Here is a 14,886-nt window from a genome sequence, read left to right on the forward strand (position 1 = left end):
TCCCACGATGTACCCGTCTCATCCGCACCCTTCCCGCGAGGTCCCCTCCGTGTCCCAAGCAGGTCCGCACGCCGACGCCTCAGCGCGGCCGTCGGACGGCGACGGCGCGGGCGTCCCCGGTCCCGAGTCCACGACGTGGCGCGACGTCGTCGGGGCCTACGTCGGCCTGACGAAGCCGCGGGTCATCGAGCTGCTCCTGCTGACGACCGTCCCGGTCATGTTCTTCGCGGACCGTGGCATCCCGGACCTGATGCTCGTCGTGTGGACCGTCATCGGCGGCACGCTGTCGGCGGGCTCTGCGTCGGCCTACAACTGCGTCTACGACCGTGACATCGACGAGCAGATGCGGCGGACCCGGCGCCGGGCCCTGCCGCGGCACATCGTCACCGCGCGCTCGGCCCTGGTCTTCGCCACCGTGCTCGCAGTCGTCTCGACCGCGGTGCTCTGGTGGGGGGTCAACGGTCTCTCCGCGGCGCTCTCGCTGGGCGCCAACGCGTTCTACGTCTTCGTCTACACGATGCTGCTCAAGCGCCGCACGACCCAGAACATCGTCTGGGGCGGGCTGGCGGGCTGCTTCCCGGCCCTGATCGGCTGGACGGCCGTCACCGGTGAGCTCGCCTGGACACCGGTCGTGCTGTTCCTCGTCGTGTTCTTCTGGACGCCGCCGCACACGTGGGCGCTGGCGCTGCGCTACCGCGAGGACTACCGCAACGTCGACGTCCCGATGCTCCCGGTGGTCAAGCCGGCGGCCGAGGTCGGACGCCAGGTCGTCCTCTACAGCTGGGTGATGGTGGCGACGTCGCTGGCGCTCTGGCCGGTCGCCGGCACCAGCCTCGTCTACCCGGTCGCGGCGGCCGTCCTCGGCGCCGTCTTCCTCGTCGAGGCGCACCGGATGTGGCGGCGCGCGAAGACCTCGGACGCGCTCTCGGAGATCAACCCGATGCGCCTCTTCCACGCCTCCAACCTCTACCTCTCGCTGCTCTTCGTGGCCGTCGCACTGGATCCGCTGCTCGGACGCTGACAATCTCTTGAGACGTTGTCCCGGGTCTGCGAAGACTCTGGGCGTCTTCTTGAGACGTTGCCCCGTGCCCGGCCCGTGCCGATCTCGTTCAATCGAAGACCGGGGTGGGCATCAGGGCCTGCCCCTGACTTTGGGGAGCACCAGGACAATGACTTCAGTGGCAACACGCGGCAACCGCGCCGTGTCGAGAGCGGTGACGCTCGTCCTCGCGGTGGGCTTCGCCGTCGTGGGCGTGGCGGGGGCCGCGAGCGCCCACCACAACACGGTGACCGGCACGGTGACGTGCAAGTCGGGTGGCGGCTGGACCGTGACCTGGACCGTGCAGAACAGCGAGACCATCTCGGAGACGATCACCCAGTCCAACCGGACGTCCGTGATCCCGGTCGGCACGGTGATCGCGGGTTCGCAGAAGAAGACCGTGACCGAGACGGTGACCACGAAGCCGACCTCCGCGATCAACCTCACGGTTAAGGGCAAGTGGGTCCGCGACGGCCAGAACATCTACTCGACCAATGGCGACTCGGTCGAGGTCAGCGAGTTCAGCGACGGCTGCAACGTCACCACCGTGACCGCGCCGACCGTGCCGGTGATCGACGACTGCGGCCCGAACAACGCCCACTTCGGCACGGTTCCGTCGGGCCCGTGGACCTCGAAGCTCAACCCCGACGGCAGCATCACCATCACCGCCAACCCGGGCTACAAGTTCACCAACGGCCAGACCTCGGTGACCTACCCCAAGCCGACCGACAGCAACGCTCCGTGCCCCGTGGGGATCCCCCAGGTGCCGGTCATCGACGACTGCGGTCCTGGCAATGCGCGCTACGGCACGGTGCCGAGCGGCCAGTGGACGTCGGTGGTCAACCCCGACGGCAGCATCACGATCACGGCCGACGCGGGCTACTCGTTCCCGAACGGCCAGACCACGGTGAAGCTGCCGGTGCCGACCGACAGCAACACGCCGTGCCCAGCCGTCGTGCCGACGGTGCCGGTGATCGATGACTGCGGTCCTAGCAACGCGCGCTACGGCACGGTGCCGAGCGGTCCGTGGACGTCGGTGGTCAACCCCGACCGCAGCCTGACGATCACGGCCGACACCGGCTACGCGTTCCCCGGCGGTCAGGCAGCAGTGACCCTTCCGGCGCCTGCCGACAGCAACGTCGCGTGCCCGGTGGTGACGCCCCCGGTCGTCACCCCGCCCGAGGTCCTGCCCGCGCAGGTGCTCGTCGTGAAGGCCGGCGCGCGCCGCATCGACAAGTGCGGTCGCCAGGGTGACCTCTTCAAGGTCGCGAAGAAGTCCGGCGTCGTCTACACGGTCAAGGGCAAGGTGCTGCGCCAAGGCGTCTGGCTGAAGGCACGCACCCGCACGGTGAAGGTCCGCGCGAGCGCGGCCGACGCGTCGTACCGCCTCCGGGGCAAGTCCGTGTGGAAGCTCTCGTTCACCAACAGGTCGTGCGCGAAGGCTCCCGAGGTCGCGCCGAGCACCGGATCGTGATGCGACGCACCGTCGCCGCGATCACGCTCTGCGCGTCGGTGCTCCTGCCCGCCGGTCAGGGTGCGGCACTCGCTGCCGCCCCTGACCGGCTCACGATCGCCCGCACCGGGACCGACGCCGTGGTCGTCGAGGTGGCGTCGCGGGGCGACACGCTCGCGGTCGGCTCGCGGCTCCGTGGCACGGTCTACACCTGGTCGAAGGGCGACCCGCCCTGCGACCCCAGCGGGAGCACCGTGTACGCCGGCCACGCCTGGCGGGCCGGCCACGGTGTCGCCGACAGGTGGGGGCAGCTGCGCCCGGGCGACCGGATCAAGGTCGCCGGCTGCCGGTTCGAGGTGACCCGACGGGAGTACTGGCCGGCCAGGCGCCGGATGGGGCACCTCTACTCGGTGTCCGGACCGCCACGGATCGTGCTGGTGGGCTGCAAGGCCGACGACTACAGCAAGCGGACCGTGGTGTTCGCCCGCAAGCTCGGACGCAGCTGAGCCCGAGTCCGGGTCCGGGTCGTCAGGGAAGGCGCGTGGCCGCCCTCGGCTGCTCCTGCCCGTCCGCGCGCGCCTCGTGGTGCGCGTGGTGGGGCAGGACGGCCAGGGCGATCCGGGCCAGCCCGGCGGCGAGCAGGGCGGCGCCCAGCATGTGCAGGGCGACCAGGCCGACCGGCAGGTCGAGCCAGTACTGCACCCAGCCGAGCACGCCCTGCAGCACCTCGATGAGCAGCACCAGGCCGGTGACGCGGGCGAGCCACGGGTGGCCACCGCGCAGGGCCACCACGAGCAGCGCGACGGTCAGCGCCACCAGCACGTAGACGGCGTACGCGTGCACGTGCGAGACGGTGGCCGGGTCCAGACCGTTGCGGGGCGACTCGGTGTCACCGGCGTGGGGCCCGGCGCCCGTGACGACCGTGCCGAGGTAGAGCACGACCCAGCCGCTCACGAGCGTCGCCCACGCCAGCGCGCGCGGCAGGGGAGGGGCAGCCGTGCGGTCCGGGCTGCGCAGCTCGTCGACCAGCGCCACGCAGACCATGATCATCGCCATCGACAGCAGGAAGTGGCCCGCGACGATCCACGGGTTGAGGTCGGTCAGGACGGTGATGCCACCGATGACGGCCTGCAGCGGGATGCCGAGGCCGATCACGAGCGAGAGCCGCGTCGCCCGGCGGTGGGCGGCTCCGAGCGCCGCGAGGAAGCAGAGCACGGCGATCGCTGCGAGCGCGAAGGTCAACATCCGGTTGCCGAACTCGATGACGCCGTGGACGCCGAGCTCGCCATGGGCGACGTAGGACTCGTCGGAGCAGCGCGGCCACGTCGGGCACCCGAGGCCAGAGCCGGTGAGGCGTACGGCGGCACCGGTCACCACGATGCCGATGTTGGCGACGAGGTTCGCGAGCGCCAGGGGCCAGAGGTGGCGCGAGAGGCGTTGCAGGACTACGGACACGGTCACTCCCACCTGAAGGTCCGGGCGGTCAGGACGGTGCCCACGGCCGCCCAGACGGCGAGCACGAGGAGGGACCGTACGTCGACGGTCGCGTCGACCAGCGCGGAGCGCAGGGCCTCGCCGAGCGCGCCCGAGGGGAGCCACTGGATCACGGTCCCCGCGGAGCCGTAGGTCGTCGTCGGCAGCACGACGCCACCGCCCGCCATCAGCAGCAGGTAGACCAGGTTGGCGAGGGCGAGGGTGGCCTCGGCCCGCAGCACGCCCGCGACGAAGAGACCGAGGGCGGCGAAGGCCGCCGTGCCGAGGGCGACCGCCAGGACCAGCGCGAGGATGGACGTGGGCGGGTGCGCGAGGGAGGGCCGCCAGCCCAGAGCGAGGCCCACGACGACCAGCACCACGAGCTGGAGGGCGACGACGTTGAGGAGCGCGACGACCTTGCCCAGCAGCAGGCCGTGCCGGGGGAGGGGCGAGGACCCCAGGAGCTTGATCACGCCGTAGCGACGCTCGAAGCCGGTCGCGATCGCGATGGAGGTGAAGGCGGTGGACATCACGGCGAGCGCGAGCACACCCGGGGTCAGGACGTCGACCGCCCGGTGCCCGTCGAGGTCGAGGCCGAGCCGTCCCGCGGCTGCCACGCCGCCGACGAGGACGATGACCGGGATCACGATGGCGAGCAGCAGCTGCTCGCCGTTGCGCAGCATCAGCCGCGCCTCCATCCGGGCCTGTGACAGGACCATGCGCGACAGCGGGGCGGCGCCGGGTGCCGGTGTGAACGTCGCGCTCATGTGGCGAGCTCGCGTCCGGTGAGCTCGAGGAAGACGTCCTCCAGGTTGCGCTGACCGAGGTTGAGCGTCTCGGGCAGGACGTCGTGCTCCTCGCACCAGCGGGAGACCCGGCCGAGGGTCATCGAGTCGGCCGGTCCGTGGATCAGCATGCTGACCTCGTCGAGCTGGCGGACCTCGGTGTCGGGGCCGAGCTCGGCACGCAGCGACTCGGGTGCGCCGTCCGGGAAGGGGCGGTTGACGACCAGCCGGATGGTCGCGGAGCGGCCCTCGCGGGTCAGCTCGCCGGGCGTCCCGCTCGCGATGACGCGCCCGCGGTCGATGATGTGGATCCGGTCGGCGAGGTGCTCGGCCTCGTCCATGTGGTGGGTCGTGAGCACGACGGTCACGCCGTCCGCGCGCACCTCCTCGAGCAGCTCCCACGTCGTACGCCGCGCGGCCGGGTCCATGCCCGCGGTCGGCTCGTCGACGAAGACCAGCTCGGGTCGACCGACGAGGGCGATCGCCAGGCCGAGCCGCTGCTGCTGGCCGCCCGAGAGGCGGCGGTAGGGCGTACGCCCGCAGTCGGCCAGGCCGAGCCGCTCGCCGAGCATCGCCGTGTCGAGCGGGTGCGCGTGCAGCGAGGCCATGTGCTCGAGCATCTCGTGGGCGCGCACGCCGCTCCACGCACCACCGGCCTGCAGCATCACGCCGATGCGGGGCAGGAGGTCGGCGCGGTCGCGCTGCGGGTCGAGCCCGAGCACGCGGACGGTCCCCTGCTGCGGGACGCGGTAGCCCTCGCAGGTCTCGAGCGTGGTGGTCTTCCCGGCGCCGTTGGGACCGAGGACGGCGGTGATCGACCCGCGGGCCACCTCGAGCGAGAGCCCGTCGACAGCGACCTTGTCGCCGTAGCGCATCACCAGCCCGTCGACCGTGACGGCAGGCGTAGCGGTGGACACCCGGTCAGTCTAGGGAGAGCTTCGCGATGTCCCTCGTCCGCGTCGACGAGACGGTCGTCACCCGGGCCCTTACACCCGCAGCAGTCGGTTTCGCATCCTTTTGTGTGAAGTTCTCGCCCGGCCCCTTGACTGGTCGGCTGCGATGGCCTTGTGTGAGTTGGCCCACGCGCGTCGAGACCCGGCGACTGGGCGAGCTGGCGAGCTGGTCGCCAGCGCCATCCCCCGGAGGAATTACGTGTCGATCCACCTGACCGGGCGAGCCGCGCGACGCGGTCTCGCCGTCCTGACCACAGCCGCCGTGGTGTGCGGCGTGGCAGCAGGCGTTCCCAGCGCCAACGCCGCCACCAAGAAGAACGACCGCTCCATCGCCACCCGGACCGCCCCCAAGGCCTCCACCCTCGACGCCGGTCGCTACGTCGTCGTGCTCAACGACGCCGCCGCCGCGCGCTACGACGGAGGCGTCGCCGGTCTGAAGGCGACCGCGGCTGCGCCCGGGAAGTCCTTCGACGCCCGGTCGGACAAGGTCACCGCCTACCAGGCATACCTGACGAAGCGCCAGAACAGCATCGCCTCCCGCGTCGGTGCCGACGTGATGACGCGCTCGACGCTCGCCGCCAGCTCGTTCACCTCGCGCCTGACCGGCAAGCAGGCCACCGAGCTCTCGCAGTCCAAGGACGTCCTGATGGTCGTCAAGGACACGGCCTTCAGCCTCGACACGTACGCGTCCCCGACGTTCCTCGGGCTGGAGTCCGCGCCCGGAACCGGCACGGGCGGGGTCTGGCAGCAGCAGGGCGGCGTCGCCAAGGCCGGCGCCGGCACCGTGGTCGGCATCCTCGACTCGGGCATCTGGCCCGAGTCCGGCTCGTTCGCCGGCACCAAGATCGGCCGCAACCCGACCAGCGGATCCAGCCCCTACCGCAAGGGCAACCAGATCTTCTTCAAGAAGGCGGACGGCTCGACCTTCGTCGGCGAGTGCGAGCCCGGCGAGAAGTGGAACGTCGACGACTGCAACAGCAAGCTCATCGGTGCCCGCTACTACCCCGAGGCCTTCCTCGACAGCGTCAAGCCGCAGGACCGCTACGCGAACGAGTACATCTCGACCCGTGACGGTGACGGACACGGCTCCCACACCGCCAGCACCGCCGCCGGCAACTTCGGCGTCCCCGCGTCGGTCGAGGGCCGGAAGTTCGGCAACGTGAGTGGCATGGCTCCTGCCGCCAAGATCGCGGCCTACAAGGTCTGCTTCAGCGACAACGACCCCGACACGGGCGGGTGCTACACCTCCTCGACGCTGGACGCGGTCGACGACGCGATCCTCGACGGCGTCGACGTCATCAACTACTCGATCTCGGGAGCGACCGACACAGTCGTCGACGCGGTGGAGTTTGCCTTCCTCGGCGCAGCCGATGCAGGAATCTTTGTTGCCGCCTCGGCCGGCAACAGCGGACCGACCGCGTCGACCGTCGCCCACAACAGCCCGTGGATCACCACGGTGGCGGCGTCGACGCACGTGAACTACGAGAACACCGTGGTCCTCGGCAACGGCCAGAAGGTCAAGGGCGCGTCGATCGCGGACTCGCCGGTGCCGTCGACCCCGCTGGTGAGCTCCACGCTCGCCGGCGTCGCCGGTGCGGACGCCACCGCCCTGAACCTCTGCGGTCCCAACACCCTCGACCCGGCGAAGGTCACCGGCAAGATGGTCCTCTGCGTGCGTGGCACCTACGACCGCGTGGCCAAGAGCGCCGAGGTCAAGCGGGCCGGCGGTGTGGCCATGATCCTGGCCAACGCGACCACCGGCAGCCTCGACGCCGACTTCCACTCGGTGCCGACGGTCCACATCGACGACACGTCGGGCGCGGTCCAGGCCTACAGCAAGACCGCCGGCGCCACGGCGGCGTTCGAGCTCGGCAACAACGTCAGTCCCACGCCGATCCCGCAGATCGCCGGGTTCTCCTCGCGCGGTCCGGCCGTCGCCAACAGCTCCGACGTCATCAAGCCCGACATCTCGGCCCCCGGTGTCAGCGTGCTCGCAGCGGTGGCCCCGCCGTCGGGCGGTGGTCGCAGCTTCGACCTCTACTCCGGTACGTCGATGTCGAGCCCGCACGTCGCGGGCCTCGCCGCCTTCATCATGGGCAAGAACCCGACATGGACGCCGATGATGGTCAAGTCGGCCATGATGACGACGGCCTACGACCTCAAGAACGCGGACGGCTCGGACAACACCAACCCGTTCGACGAGGGTGCCGGACACGTGGACCCGAAGAAGTTCTTCGACCCCGGCCTGGTCGTCACTTCCGGCACGGCCGAGTGGCTGAGCTTCTTCGAGGGTCAGGGCTACGACTTCGGCCCGACCGTCTCGCCGATGGCCGCAACGGACCTCAACATCCCGTCGATGGCCAAGGGCCAGGTCACCTCCAGCGTCACGATCAAGCGCACGTTCACCGCACTGAAGGCCGGCACGTGGAGCGTCGCGGCCACGGTGCCCGGCTTCGACGTGAAGATCGACAAGCCGACGATCACCTTGGCGAAGGACGCCTCCGCGACGGTGACGTACACCTTCACCCGTACGGACGCGTTGCTCGGAAAGTTCTCGACCGGCTTCGCCACTCTGACGCCCGCGGGCGGCGGCAACGTCGTCCGGCTCCCGGTCGCGCTGCGGCCGGTGGCCGTCGCGGCTCCGGCCGAGGTCAAGGGCACCGGTGCCGCCGGCAGCGCCAAGGTCGACATCACGGCGGGCTTCACCGGTGACCTGGACGTCACGACCAGCGGTCTGGCCAAGGCGGTCACCAACGCGGGCACGCTCGCCGTGGGCGCCGCCTACACCGAGAAGGTCACGATCGCAGCGGGCACGAAGTTCGCCCGCTTCGACGTGGATGCCACCAACGACGGGGCCGACCTCGACCTCTACGTCTACCGCCTGAACGCGGCCGGTCAGCCGGTTGCGCTCGCCGGGCAGTCGGCGACGGGCTCGGCGGACGAGCGCGTGACGCTCACCAACCCGACCGCGGCCGACTACCTGGTCGAGGTCGACGGCTACGCCGCAGCCAGCGGCGAGAGCGGCATCGCCTACCGCTACGACCGGTACGTGGTCACCGGCGCCACCACGCTCGGCGGATTCGCGGCCGACCCCAACCCGGTGCCGGTGGTCCAGGGCCAGCCCACGTCGTTCAACGCGGTCTGGTCCGGGCTCGACCCGGCGGCTCGCTACCTCGGCGTGCTGGAGTACGAAGGTGCGCTCGCGCCGACGTTCGTCACGGTGACCGTGCCGTGACCTGAGCACCAGCAGCACCACCAGCACGACCAGCTCGACCTGTCGGCGGGCGTGACTCCTCCAGGTGTCACGCCCGTCGGCGCGTCCGGGGGACGCACTTAGGCGACCCTTGCTTGAATGCCGGGAAGCATTAACGACACACTGTCGTTGTGGAATTCGTGAGGACACCGGTGGCACAGCGTGAGGGCGACGCCCCCACGCGTGACCGCGTGGCCCGCACGATCCTCGAGAACGGCCCGTCCACGGCCGCTGACCTGGCGGTCGCGCTCGACCTCACCCCGGCCGCTGTACGACGTCACCTCGACCACCTCGCCGCCGAGGGCGTCGTGGAGTCGCGCGACCAGAAGGTCTACGGCGCCCGCGGCCGCGGTCGTCCGGCGAAGGTGTTCGCCCTGACCGAGTCCGGACGCGACAGCTTCGACCAGCAGTACGACGACCTCGCCGTGCAGGCGATGCGCTTCCTCGCCGAGACCCAGGGCGAGGACGCCGTCCTCGAGTTCGCCCGCCGGCGGGTGGCGTTCGTCGAGCGCGACTACGCCGCGGTGACCGAGCTGGACCCCGACCTCAGCCCGGCCGAGGCGCTGGCCAGGGTGTTCACCCAGAACGGCTACGCCGCCTCGGTGCGTGACCTGCCGGCAGCCAACGGGCAGAGCGTGGGGGAGCAGCTGTGCCAGCAGCACTGCCCGGTCTCCCACGTCGCCCACGAGTTCCCCCAGCTGTGCGAGGCCGAGACCGAGGCGATCGCCGCGGTGCTCGGCACCCACGTCCAGCGGCTGGCGACCATCGCCCACGGCGACGGCGTCTGCACCACGTGCATCCCCCAGATCACCAAGCCTGCACCACAGCCCGCACCAATGAAGGAGAAGGCATGACCTCCATCGAAGAGCTCAACCCGTCGCTCAAGGGCATCGGCAACTACGAGTTCGGCTGGTCCGACTCCGACACCGCCGGTGCGACCGCGACGCGCGGCCTCAACGAGGACGTCGTGCGCGACATCTCGTCGAAGAAGTCCGAGCCGCAGTGGATGCTCGACCTGCGCCTGAAGGGCCTCAAGCTCTTTCACCGCAAGCCCATGCCCACGTGGGGCTCGGACCTGTCGACGATCGACTTCGACAACATCAAGTACTTCGTGCGCTCCTCGGAGAAGCAGGCCACCTCGTGGGAGGAGCTGCCCGAGGACATCAAGAACACCTACGACAAGCTCGGCATCCCGGAGGCGGAGAAGCAGCGCCTCGTGGCCGGCGTCGCCGCGCAGTACGAGTCCGAGGTCGTCTACCACTCGATCCGCGAGGACCTCGAGGAGAAGGGCGTCATCTTCGTCGACACCGACACCGCGCTGAAGGAGCACGAGGACCTCTTCAAGGAGTACTTCGGCACCGTCATCCCGGTCGGTGACAACAAGTTCGCCGCGCTCAACACCTCGGTGTGGTCGGGCGGCTCGTTCATCTACGTGCCGAAGGGTGTGCACGTCGACATCCCGCTCCAGGCCTACTTCCGGATCAACACCGAGAACATGGGCCAGTTCGAGCGGACGCTGATCATCGTCGACGAGGACGCCTACGTGCACTACGTCGAGGGCTGCACCGCGCCGATCTACTCCTCGGACTCGCTGCACTCCGCCGTCGTGGAGATCATCGTCAAGAAGGGCGGCCGCTGCCGCTACACGACCATCCAGAACTGGTCCAATAACGTCTACAACCTCGTCACCAAGCGCGCGACCTGCGAGGCCGGCGCGACGATGGAGTGGGTCGACGGCAACATCGGCTCCAAGGTGACGATGAAGTACCCCGCCATCTACCTGATGGGCGAGCACGCCAAGGGCGAGACGCTGTCGATCGCCTTCGCGGGCGAGGGCCAGCACCAGGACGCCGGCGCCAAGATGGTGCACGCCGCGCCCCACACGTCGAGCTCGATCCTGAGCAAGTCCGTCGCACGCGGCGGTGGTCGTACGTCCTACCGCGGCCTGATCCAGGTCAACGAGGGCGCCTACGGCTCGAAGTCCAACGTGCTGTGCGACGCGCTGCTGGTCGACCAGATCAGCCGCAGCGACACCTACCCCTACGTCGACATCCGCGAGGACGACGTGTCGATGGGCCACGAGGCGAGCGTCTCGAAGGTCTCCGACGACCAGCTCTTCTACCTCATGTCGCGCGGCATGGAGCAGGACGAGGCGATGGCGATGATCGTGCGTGGCTTCGTCGAGCCGATCGCCAAGGAGCTGCCGATGGAGTACGCCCTCGAGCTCAACCGCCTGATCGAGCTGCAGATGGAGGGCGCGGTCGGCTGATCGCCGACCCGTCGCCCACGCCCGTACGTAGAAAGTAGAGCTTTGACCGTCACCACCGAATCCGTCCGCTCCGCCCTGGAGCAGGCCGCACCCGAGCGGAACAAGATCGAGAGCCACCTCAACCCGGTGGGCTCCTTCGACGTCGCTGACCACCCCGTGCCCACCGGCCGCGAGGAGATCTGGCGCTTCTCGCCGCTCAAGCGGCTCAAGGGCCTGCACGCCGAGGCGCCGTTCAACCCCAGCACCACCTCGTGCACGTGGAACACCCCCGAGGGCGTCCGCATCGAGGGCGTCAGCGGCGACGAGGCCCGGTCCCTGCGCGGGATCAGCGGCCTGGTGCCCAACACGCGCTTCGCGGCGCGGGTGCTGGCCGAGGTGCCGGCGTCGCTGCTCGTCGACGTGCCGGCCGACCTCGAGGTCGCCGAGCCGATCGTCGTCTCGCTCGACGGCGAGGACGCCTCCAACACCGAGGCCGGCCACGTGGCGATGCGCTTCGGTGCCCACAGCAAGGCGATCGTGGTGATCAACCACGAGGGCTCCTCGGCCATGGCCGCAGTCGTCGAGATCGTCGTGGGCGACGGTGCCGACGTGACGGTGGTGTCGATCCAGGACTGGGCCGACGACGCCGTGCACCTCGCGCACCACCAGGCGCGGGTCGGGCGCGACGCGACCTACAAGCACGCGGCGATCTCCTTCGGCGGCGACGTCGTACGCATGGACGCCAACGTGACCTACGACGGTCCCGGTGGCTCCGCCGAGCTGCTCGGGCTCTACTTCGCCGACGCCGGCCAGCACATCGAGCACCGGCTGTTCGCCGACCACAACGCGCCGCACACCAAGAGCAACGTGGTCTACAAGGGAGCCCTGCAGGGCGAGGGTGCCCACACGGTCTGGATCGGCAACGTCCTGATCCGCAAGGTGGCCGAGGGCATCGAGACCTACGAGGAGAACCGCAACCTGGTGCTCACCGACGGCTGTCGTGCCGACTCGGTCCCCAACCTGGAGATCGAGACCGGTGAGATCGAGGGCGCCGGCCACGCCTCGGCGACGGCCCGCTTCGACGACGAGCAGCTCTTCTACCTCCAGTCGCGTGGCATCTCGGAGAAGGAGGCGCAGCGCCTGGTGGTGCACGGCTTCTTCAACGACCTGATCCGCCAGGTCGGCGTGCCCTCGATCGAGGAGCGCCTGCTGTCCACGGTCGAGGCCGAGCTCGCGAAGAACGTCCTCAAGGACCTCGCCGCGTTCGGACAGGACGACTGATGGCGTTCGAGCGCGCCTGCGCACTGGACGAGATCCAGTCCGACAAGGCCCTGGCGGTCACCCTCGGGCGCTACGACATCGCGATCGCCCGCGACGGCGACGAGGTCTTCGCCATCGAGGACACCTGCAGCCACGCCGAGGTCGCCCTCAGCGAGGGCGAGGTCGAGCAGACCGACGGCGGCTGCCAGATCGAGTGCTGGCTGCACGGGTCGATGTTCGACCTCCGCACCGGCAAGCCCACCAACTTCCCGGCGACCGAGCCGGTCGCCACCTTCCCCGTCGACGTACGCGGCACCGAGGTGTTCGTCGACACCGAGACCACCCTGAACGGAGTCACCCCCGCATGAGCAAGCTCGAGATCACTGACCTGCACGTCACCGTCGACACCGAGGACGGCCCCAAGGAGATCCTCAAGGGCGTCACGCTGACGATCGCCGACGGCGAGACCCACGCGATCATGGGTCCCAACGGCTCCGGCAAGTCGACGCTGGCCTACTCCATCGCCGGCCACCCCAAGTACGCGATCACCGGCGGCACGGTGACCCTCGACGGCCAGGACGTCCTCGCGATGTCCGTCGACGAGCGCGCCCGCGCCGGCATGTTCCTCGCCATGCAGTACCCCGTCGAGGTCCCGGGCGTCTCGGTGTCCAACTTCCTGCGCACCGCGAAGACCGCCATCGACGGCGAGGCCCCCAAGCTCCGCACGTGGGTCAAGGACGTCAACGCCGCGCTCGAGCAGCTCAACCTCGACCCGTCGTTCGGCACCCGCAACGTCAACGAGGGCTTCTCCGGTGGTGAGAAGAAGCGCCACGAGATCGCGCAGCTCGAGCTGCTCGACCCGAAGGTCGCGATCCTCGACGAGACCGACTCGGGCCTCGACATCGACGCGCTGAAGGTCGTCTCCGAGGGCGTCAACCGGTTCCGTGCGCGTGAGGGCAAGGGTGTCCTGCTGATCACCCACTACACCCGCATCCTGCGCTACATCGAGCCCGACTACGTCCACGTCTTCGTCGACGGCAAGGTCGCCGAGTCCGGCGGCAAGGAGCTCGCCGACCAGCTCGAAGCAGAGGGCTACGACCGCTACCTGAAGGCCAACGCCTGAGGTCTCGGGGCTCGCTGCGCTCGCACCTCAACCACCGATTGCTGGCAGGAAAGGAAGACCGATGGAAGGACTGCTCCCGGATCTCGACGTGATCCGCAAGGACTTCCCCATCCTCGAGCGCGTGCTCGCGGGCGGGCAGCCGCTGGTCTACCTCGACAGCGCCAACACCTCGCAGAAGCCGCAGGTCGTCATCGACACGATGGTCGACCACCTCGAGCGGCACAACGCCAACATCGCCCGCGCCATGCACCAGCTCGGCGCGGAGTCGACGGAGGCCTACGAGGGCGCCCGCGACAAGGTGGCGACGTTCCTCAATGCGCCGTCGCGCAATGAGATCGTCTTCACCAAGAACGCCACCGAGGCGCTCAACCTGCTGGCCCGCACGATCGACCTCGGTCCCGGCGACAACGTCGTGATCACCGAGATGGAGCACCACTCCAACATCGTGTCGTGGCAGCTGGCGTGCGAGCGCTCGGGTGCGGAGCTGCGCTGGTTCGGGCTGACCGACGACGGCCGGCTCGACCTCAGCAACGCCGACCAGCTGGTCGACGAGCACACCAAGGTGCTGGCCTTCACGTGGGTCAGCAACATGCTCGGCACGATCAACCCGGTCACCGACCTCGTCGCTCGGGCGAAGGCGGTCGGGGCGCTGTCGGTCATCGACGCCTCGCAGGCCGCGCCTCAGCTCACGGTCGACGTCCAGGCCGTCGGCTGCGACTTCCTGGTCTTCACCGGCCACAAGGTCTGCGGCCCGACGGGCATCGGCGTGCTGTGGGGCCGCGAGGAGCTGCTCAACGAGCTGCCGCCCTTCCACGGCGGCGGCGAGATGATCGAGACGGTCACCATGGCACGGTCGACCTACGCCAAGGCGCCGCACCGCTTCGAGGCCGGCACCCCGCCGATCGTCGAGGCCGTCGGGCTGGGCTGTGCGGTCGACTACCTCGGCCACATCGGGCTCGACGCGATCCACCGCCACGAGCTGGCGATCACGGCGTACGCCCTCGAGGGCCTGCAGTCCGTCCCCGGCGTGACGATCCTCGGCCCGCTCGACGCGGCCGAGCGCGGCGGTGCGATCTCCTTCGAGCTCGACGGCGTGCACCCCCACGACATCGCACAGGTCCTCGACTCGCGCGGCGTCGCCGTGCGCGCCGGGCACCACTGCGCCAAGCCCGCGCACGCGCGGTTCGGCGTGCAGAGCACGACGCGGATGTCGTCCTACCTCTACACGACGCCCGCCGAGATCGATGCGCTCGTCGAGGGCCTCCACCACACCCGCAGCTACTTCAAGGTGGGATGACG

General features: G+C 69.8%; 13 protein-coding genes. 10 read left to right on the forward strand and 3 right to left on the reverse strand.

What is annotated here, in order from left to right:
* The first annotated feature begins 49 nt into the window (after window positions 1–49).
* The 3 genes from JI751_RS09045 (at window position 50) to JI751_RS09055 (ending at window position 2,998) form a co-directional block, all read left to right on the forward strand.
* Complete coding sequence (locus JI751_RS09045) at window positions 50–1,021, forward strand: heme o synthase (protein ID WP_307814034.1); 972 nt, start codon at window positions 50–52, stop codon at window positions 1,019–1,021.
* A gap of 157 nt (window positions 1,022–1,178) precedes the next feature.
* Complete coding sequence (locus JI751_RS09050; protein ID WP_201935602.1) at window positions 1,179–2,513, forward strand: hypothetical protein; 1,335 nt, start codon at window positions 1,179–1,181, stop codon at window positions 2,511–2,513.
* The gene (locus JI751_RS09055) at window positions 2,513–2,998 is read left to right on the forward strand and encodes a class F sortase (RefSeq protein ID WP_372440558.1); all 486 of its coding nucleotides are present in this window, start codon (window positions 2,513–2,515) and stop codon (window positions 2,996–2,998) included. The genes JI751_RS09050 and JI751_RS09055 overlap by 1 nt, the downstream gene beginning before the upstream one ends.
* Window positions 2,999–3,020: 22 nt before the next feature.
* Here JI751_RS09055 and JI751_RS09060 read toward each other — a convergent pair whose 3' ends face one another.
* From JI751_RS09060 to JI751_RS09070, 3 genes are read right to left on the reverse strand one after another with little or no spacing between them, the layout of a single operon-like run.
* Window positions 3,021–3,947, reverse strand: a complete 927-nt coding sequence (locus JI751_RS09060; protein WP_307814035.1) for a COX15/CtaA family protein — start codon at window positions 3,945–3,947, stop codon at window positions 3,021–3,023.
* Between the two features lie 2 nt (window positions 3,948–3,949).
* Window positions 3,950–4,732, reverse strand: coding sequence for an ABC transporter permease (locus tag JI751_RS09065; protein WP_201935608.1), 783 nt, complete (start codon window positions 4,730–4,732; stop codon window positions 3,950–3,952).
* Window positions 4,729–5,667, reverse strand: a complete 939-nt coding sequence (locus tag JI751_RS09070; protein WP_307814036.1) for an ABC transporter ATP-binding protein — start codon at window positions 5,665–5,667, stop codon at window positions 4,729–4,731. Before JI751_RS09070 ends, JI751_RS09065 begins: the two co-directional genes overlap by 4 nt.
* A 235-nt stretch (window positions 5,668–5,902) precedes the next feature.
* On the opposite strand from JI751_RS09070, the gene JI751_RS09075 reads away from it, so the two are divergent.
* From JI751_RS09075 to JI751_RS09105, 7 genes are all read left to right on the forward strand, one after another.
* Complete coding sequence (locus tag JI751_RS09075) at window positions 5,903–8,938, forward strand: S8 family serine peptidase (RefSeq protein WP_201935609.1); 3,036 nt, start codon at window positions 5,903–5,905, stop codon at window positions 8,936–8,938.
* 170 nt (window positions 8,939–9,108) lie between these two features.
* Window positions 9,109–9,810: a helix-turn-helix transcriptional regulator gene (locus JI751_RS09080; RefSeq protein WP_201935611.1), complete on the forward strand. Its 702-nt coding sequence runs from the start codon at window positions 9,109–9,111 to the stop codon at window positions 9,808–9,810.
* Entirely contained in the window at window positions 9,807–11,225 is a 1,419-nt protein-coding gene (sufB, locus tag JI751_RS09085) for a Fe-S cluster assembly protein SufB (protein ID WP_201935613.1), read from the forward strand. The genes JI751_RS09080 and sufB overlap by 4 nt, the downstream gene beginning before the upstream one ends.
* Window positions 11,226–11,267: 42 nt before the next feature.
* Complete coding sequence (gene sufD / locus JI751_RS09090; RefSeq protein ID WP_201935615.1) at window positions 11,268–12,485, forward strand: Fe-S cluster assembly protein SufD; 1,218 nt, start codon at window positions 11,268–11,270, stop codon at window positions 12,483–12,485.
* Complete coding sequence (locus JI751_RS09095; RefSeq protein ID WP_201935617.1) at window positions 12,485–12,832, forward strand: non-heme iron oxygenase ferredoxin subunit; 348 nt, start codon at window positions 12,485–12,487, stop codon at window positions 12,830–12,832. Before sufD ends, JI751_RS09095 begins: the two co-directional genes overlap by 1 nt.
* Window positions 12,829–13,587 (forward strand): Fe-S cluster assembly ATPase SufC, encoded by a 759-nt coding sequence (sufC, locus tag JI751_RS09100; RefSeq protein ID WP_201935619.1) that lies wholly within the window; start codon window positions 12,829–12,831, stop codon window positions 13,585–13,587. Before JI751_RS09095 ends, sufC begins: the two co-directional genes overlap by 4 nt.
* A gap of 61 nt (window positions 13,588–13,648) precedes the next feature.
* The gene (locus JI751_RS09105; protein WP_201935621.1) at window positions 13,649–14,884 is read left to right on the forward strand and encodes a cysteine desulfurase; all 1,236 of its coding nucleotides are present in this window, start codon (window positions 13,649–13,651) and stop codon (window positions 14,882–14,884) included.
* Window positions 14,885–14,886: the final 2 nt, after the last annotated feature.

It is taken from the genome of Nocardioides baculatus (assembly GCF_016735675.1).
Taxonomy (GTDB): domain Bacteria; phylum Actinomycetota; class Actinomycetes; order Propionibacteriales; family Nocardioidaceae; genus Nocardioides; species Nocardioides baculatus.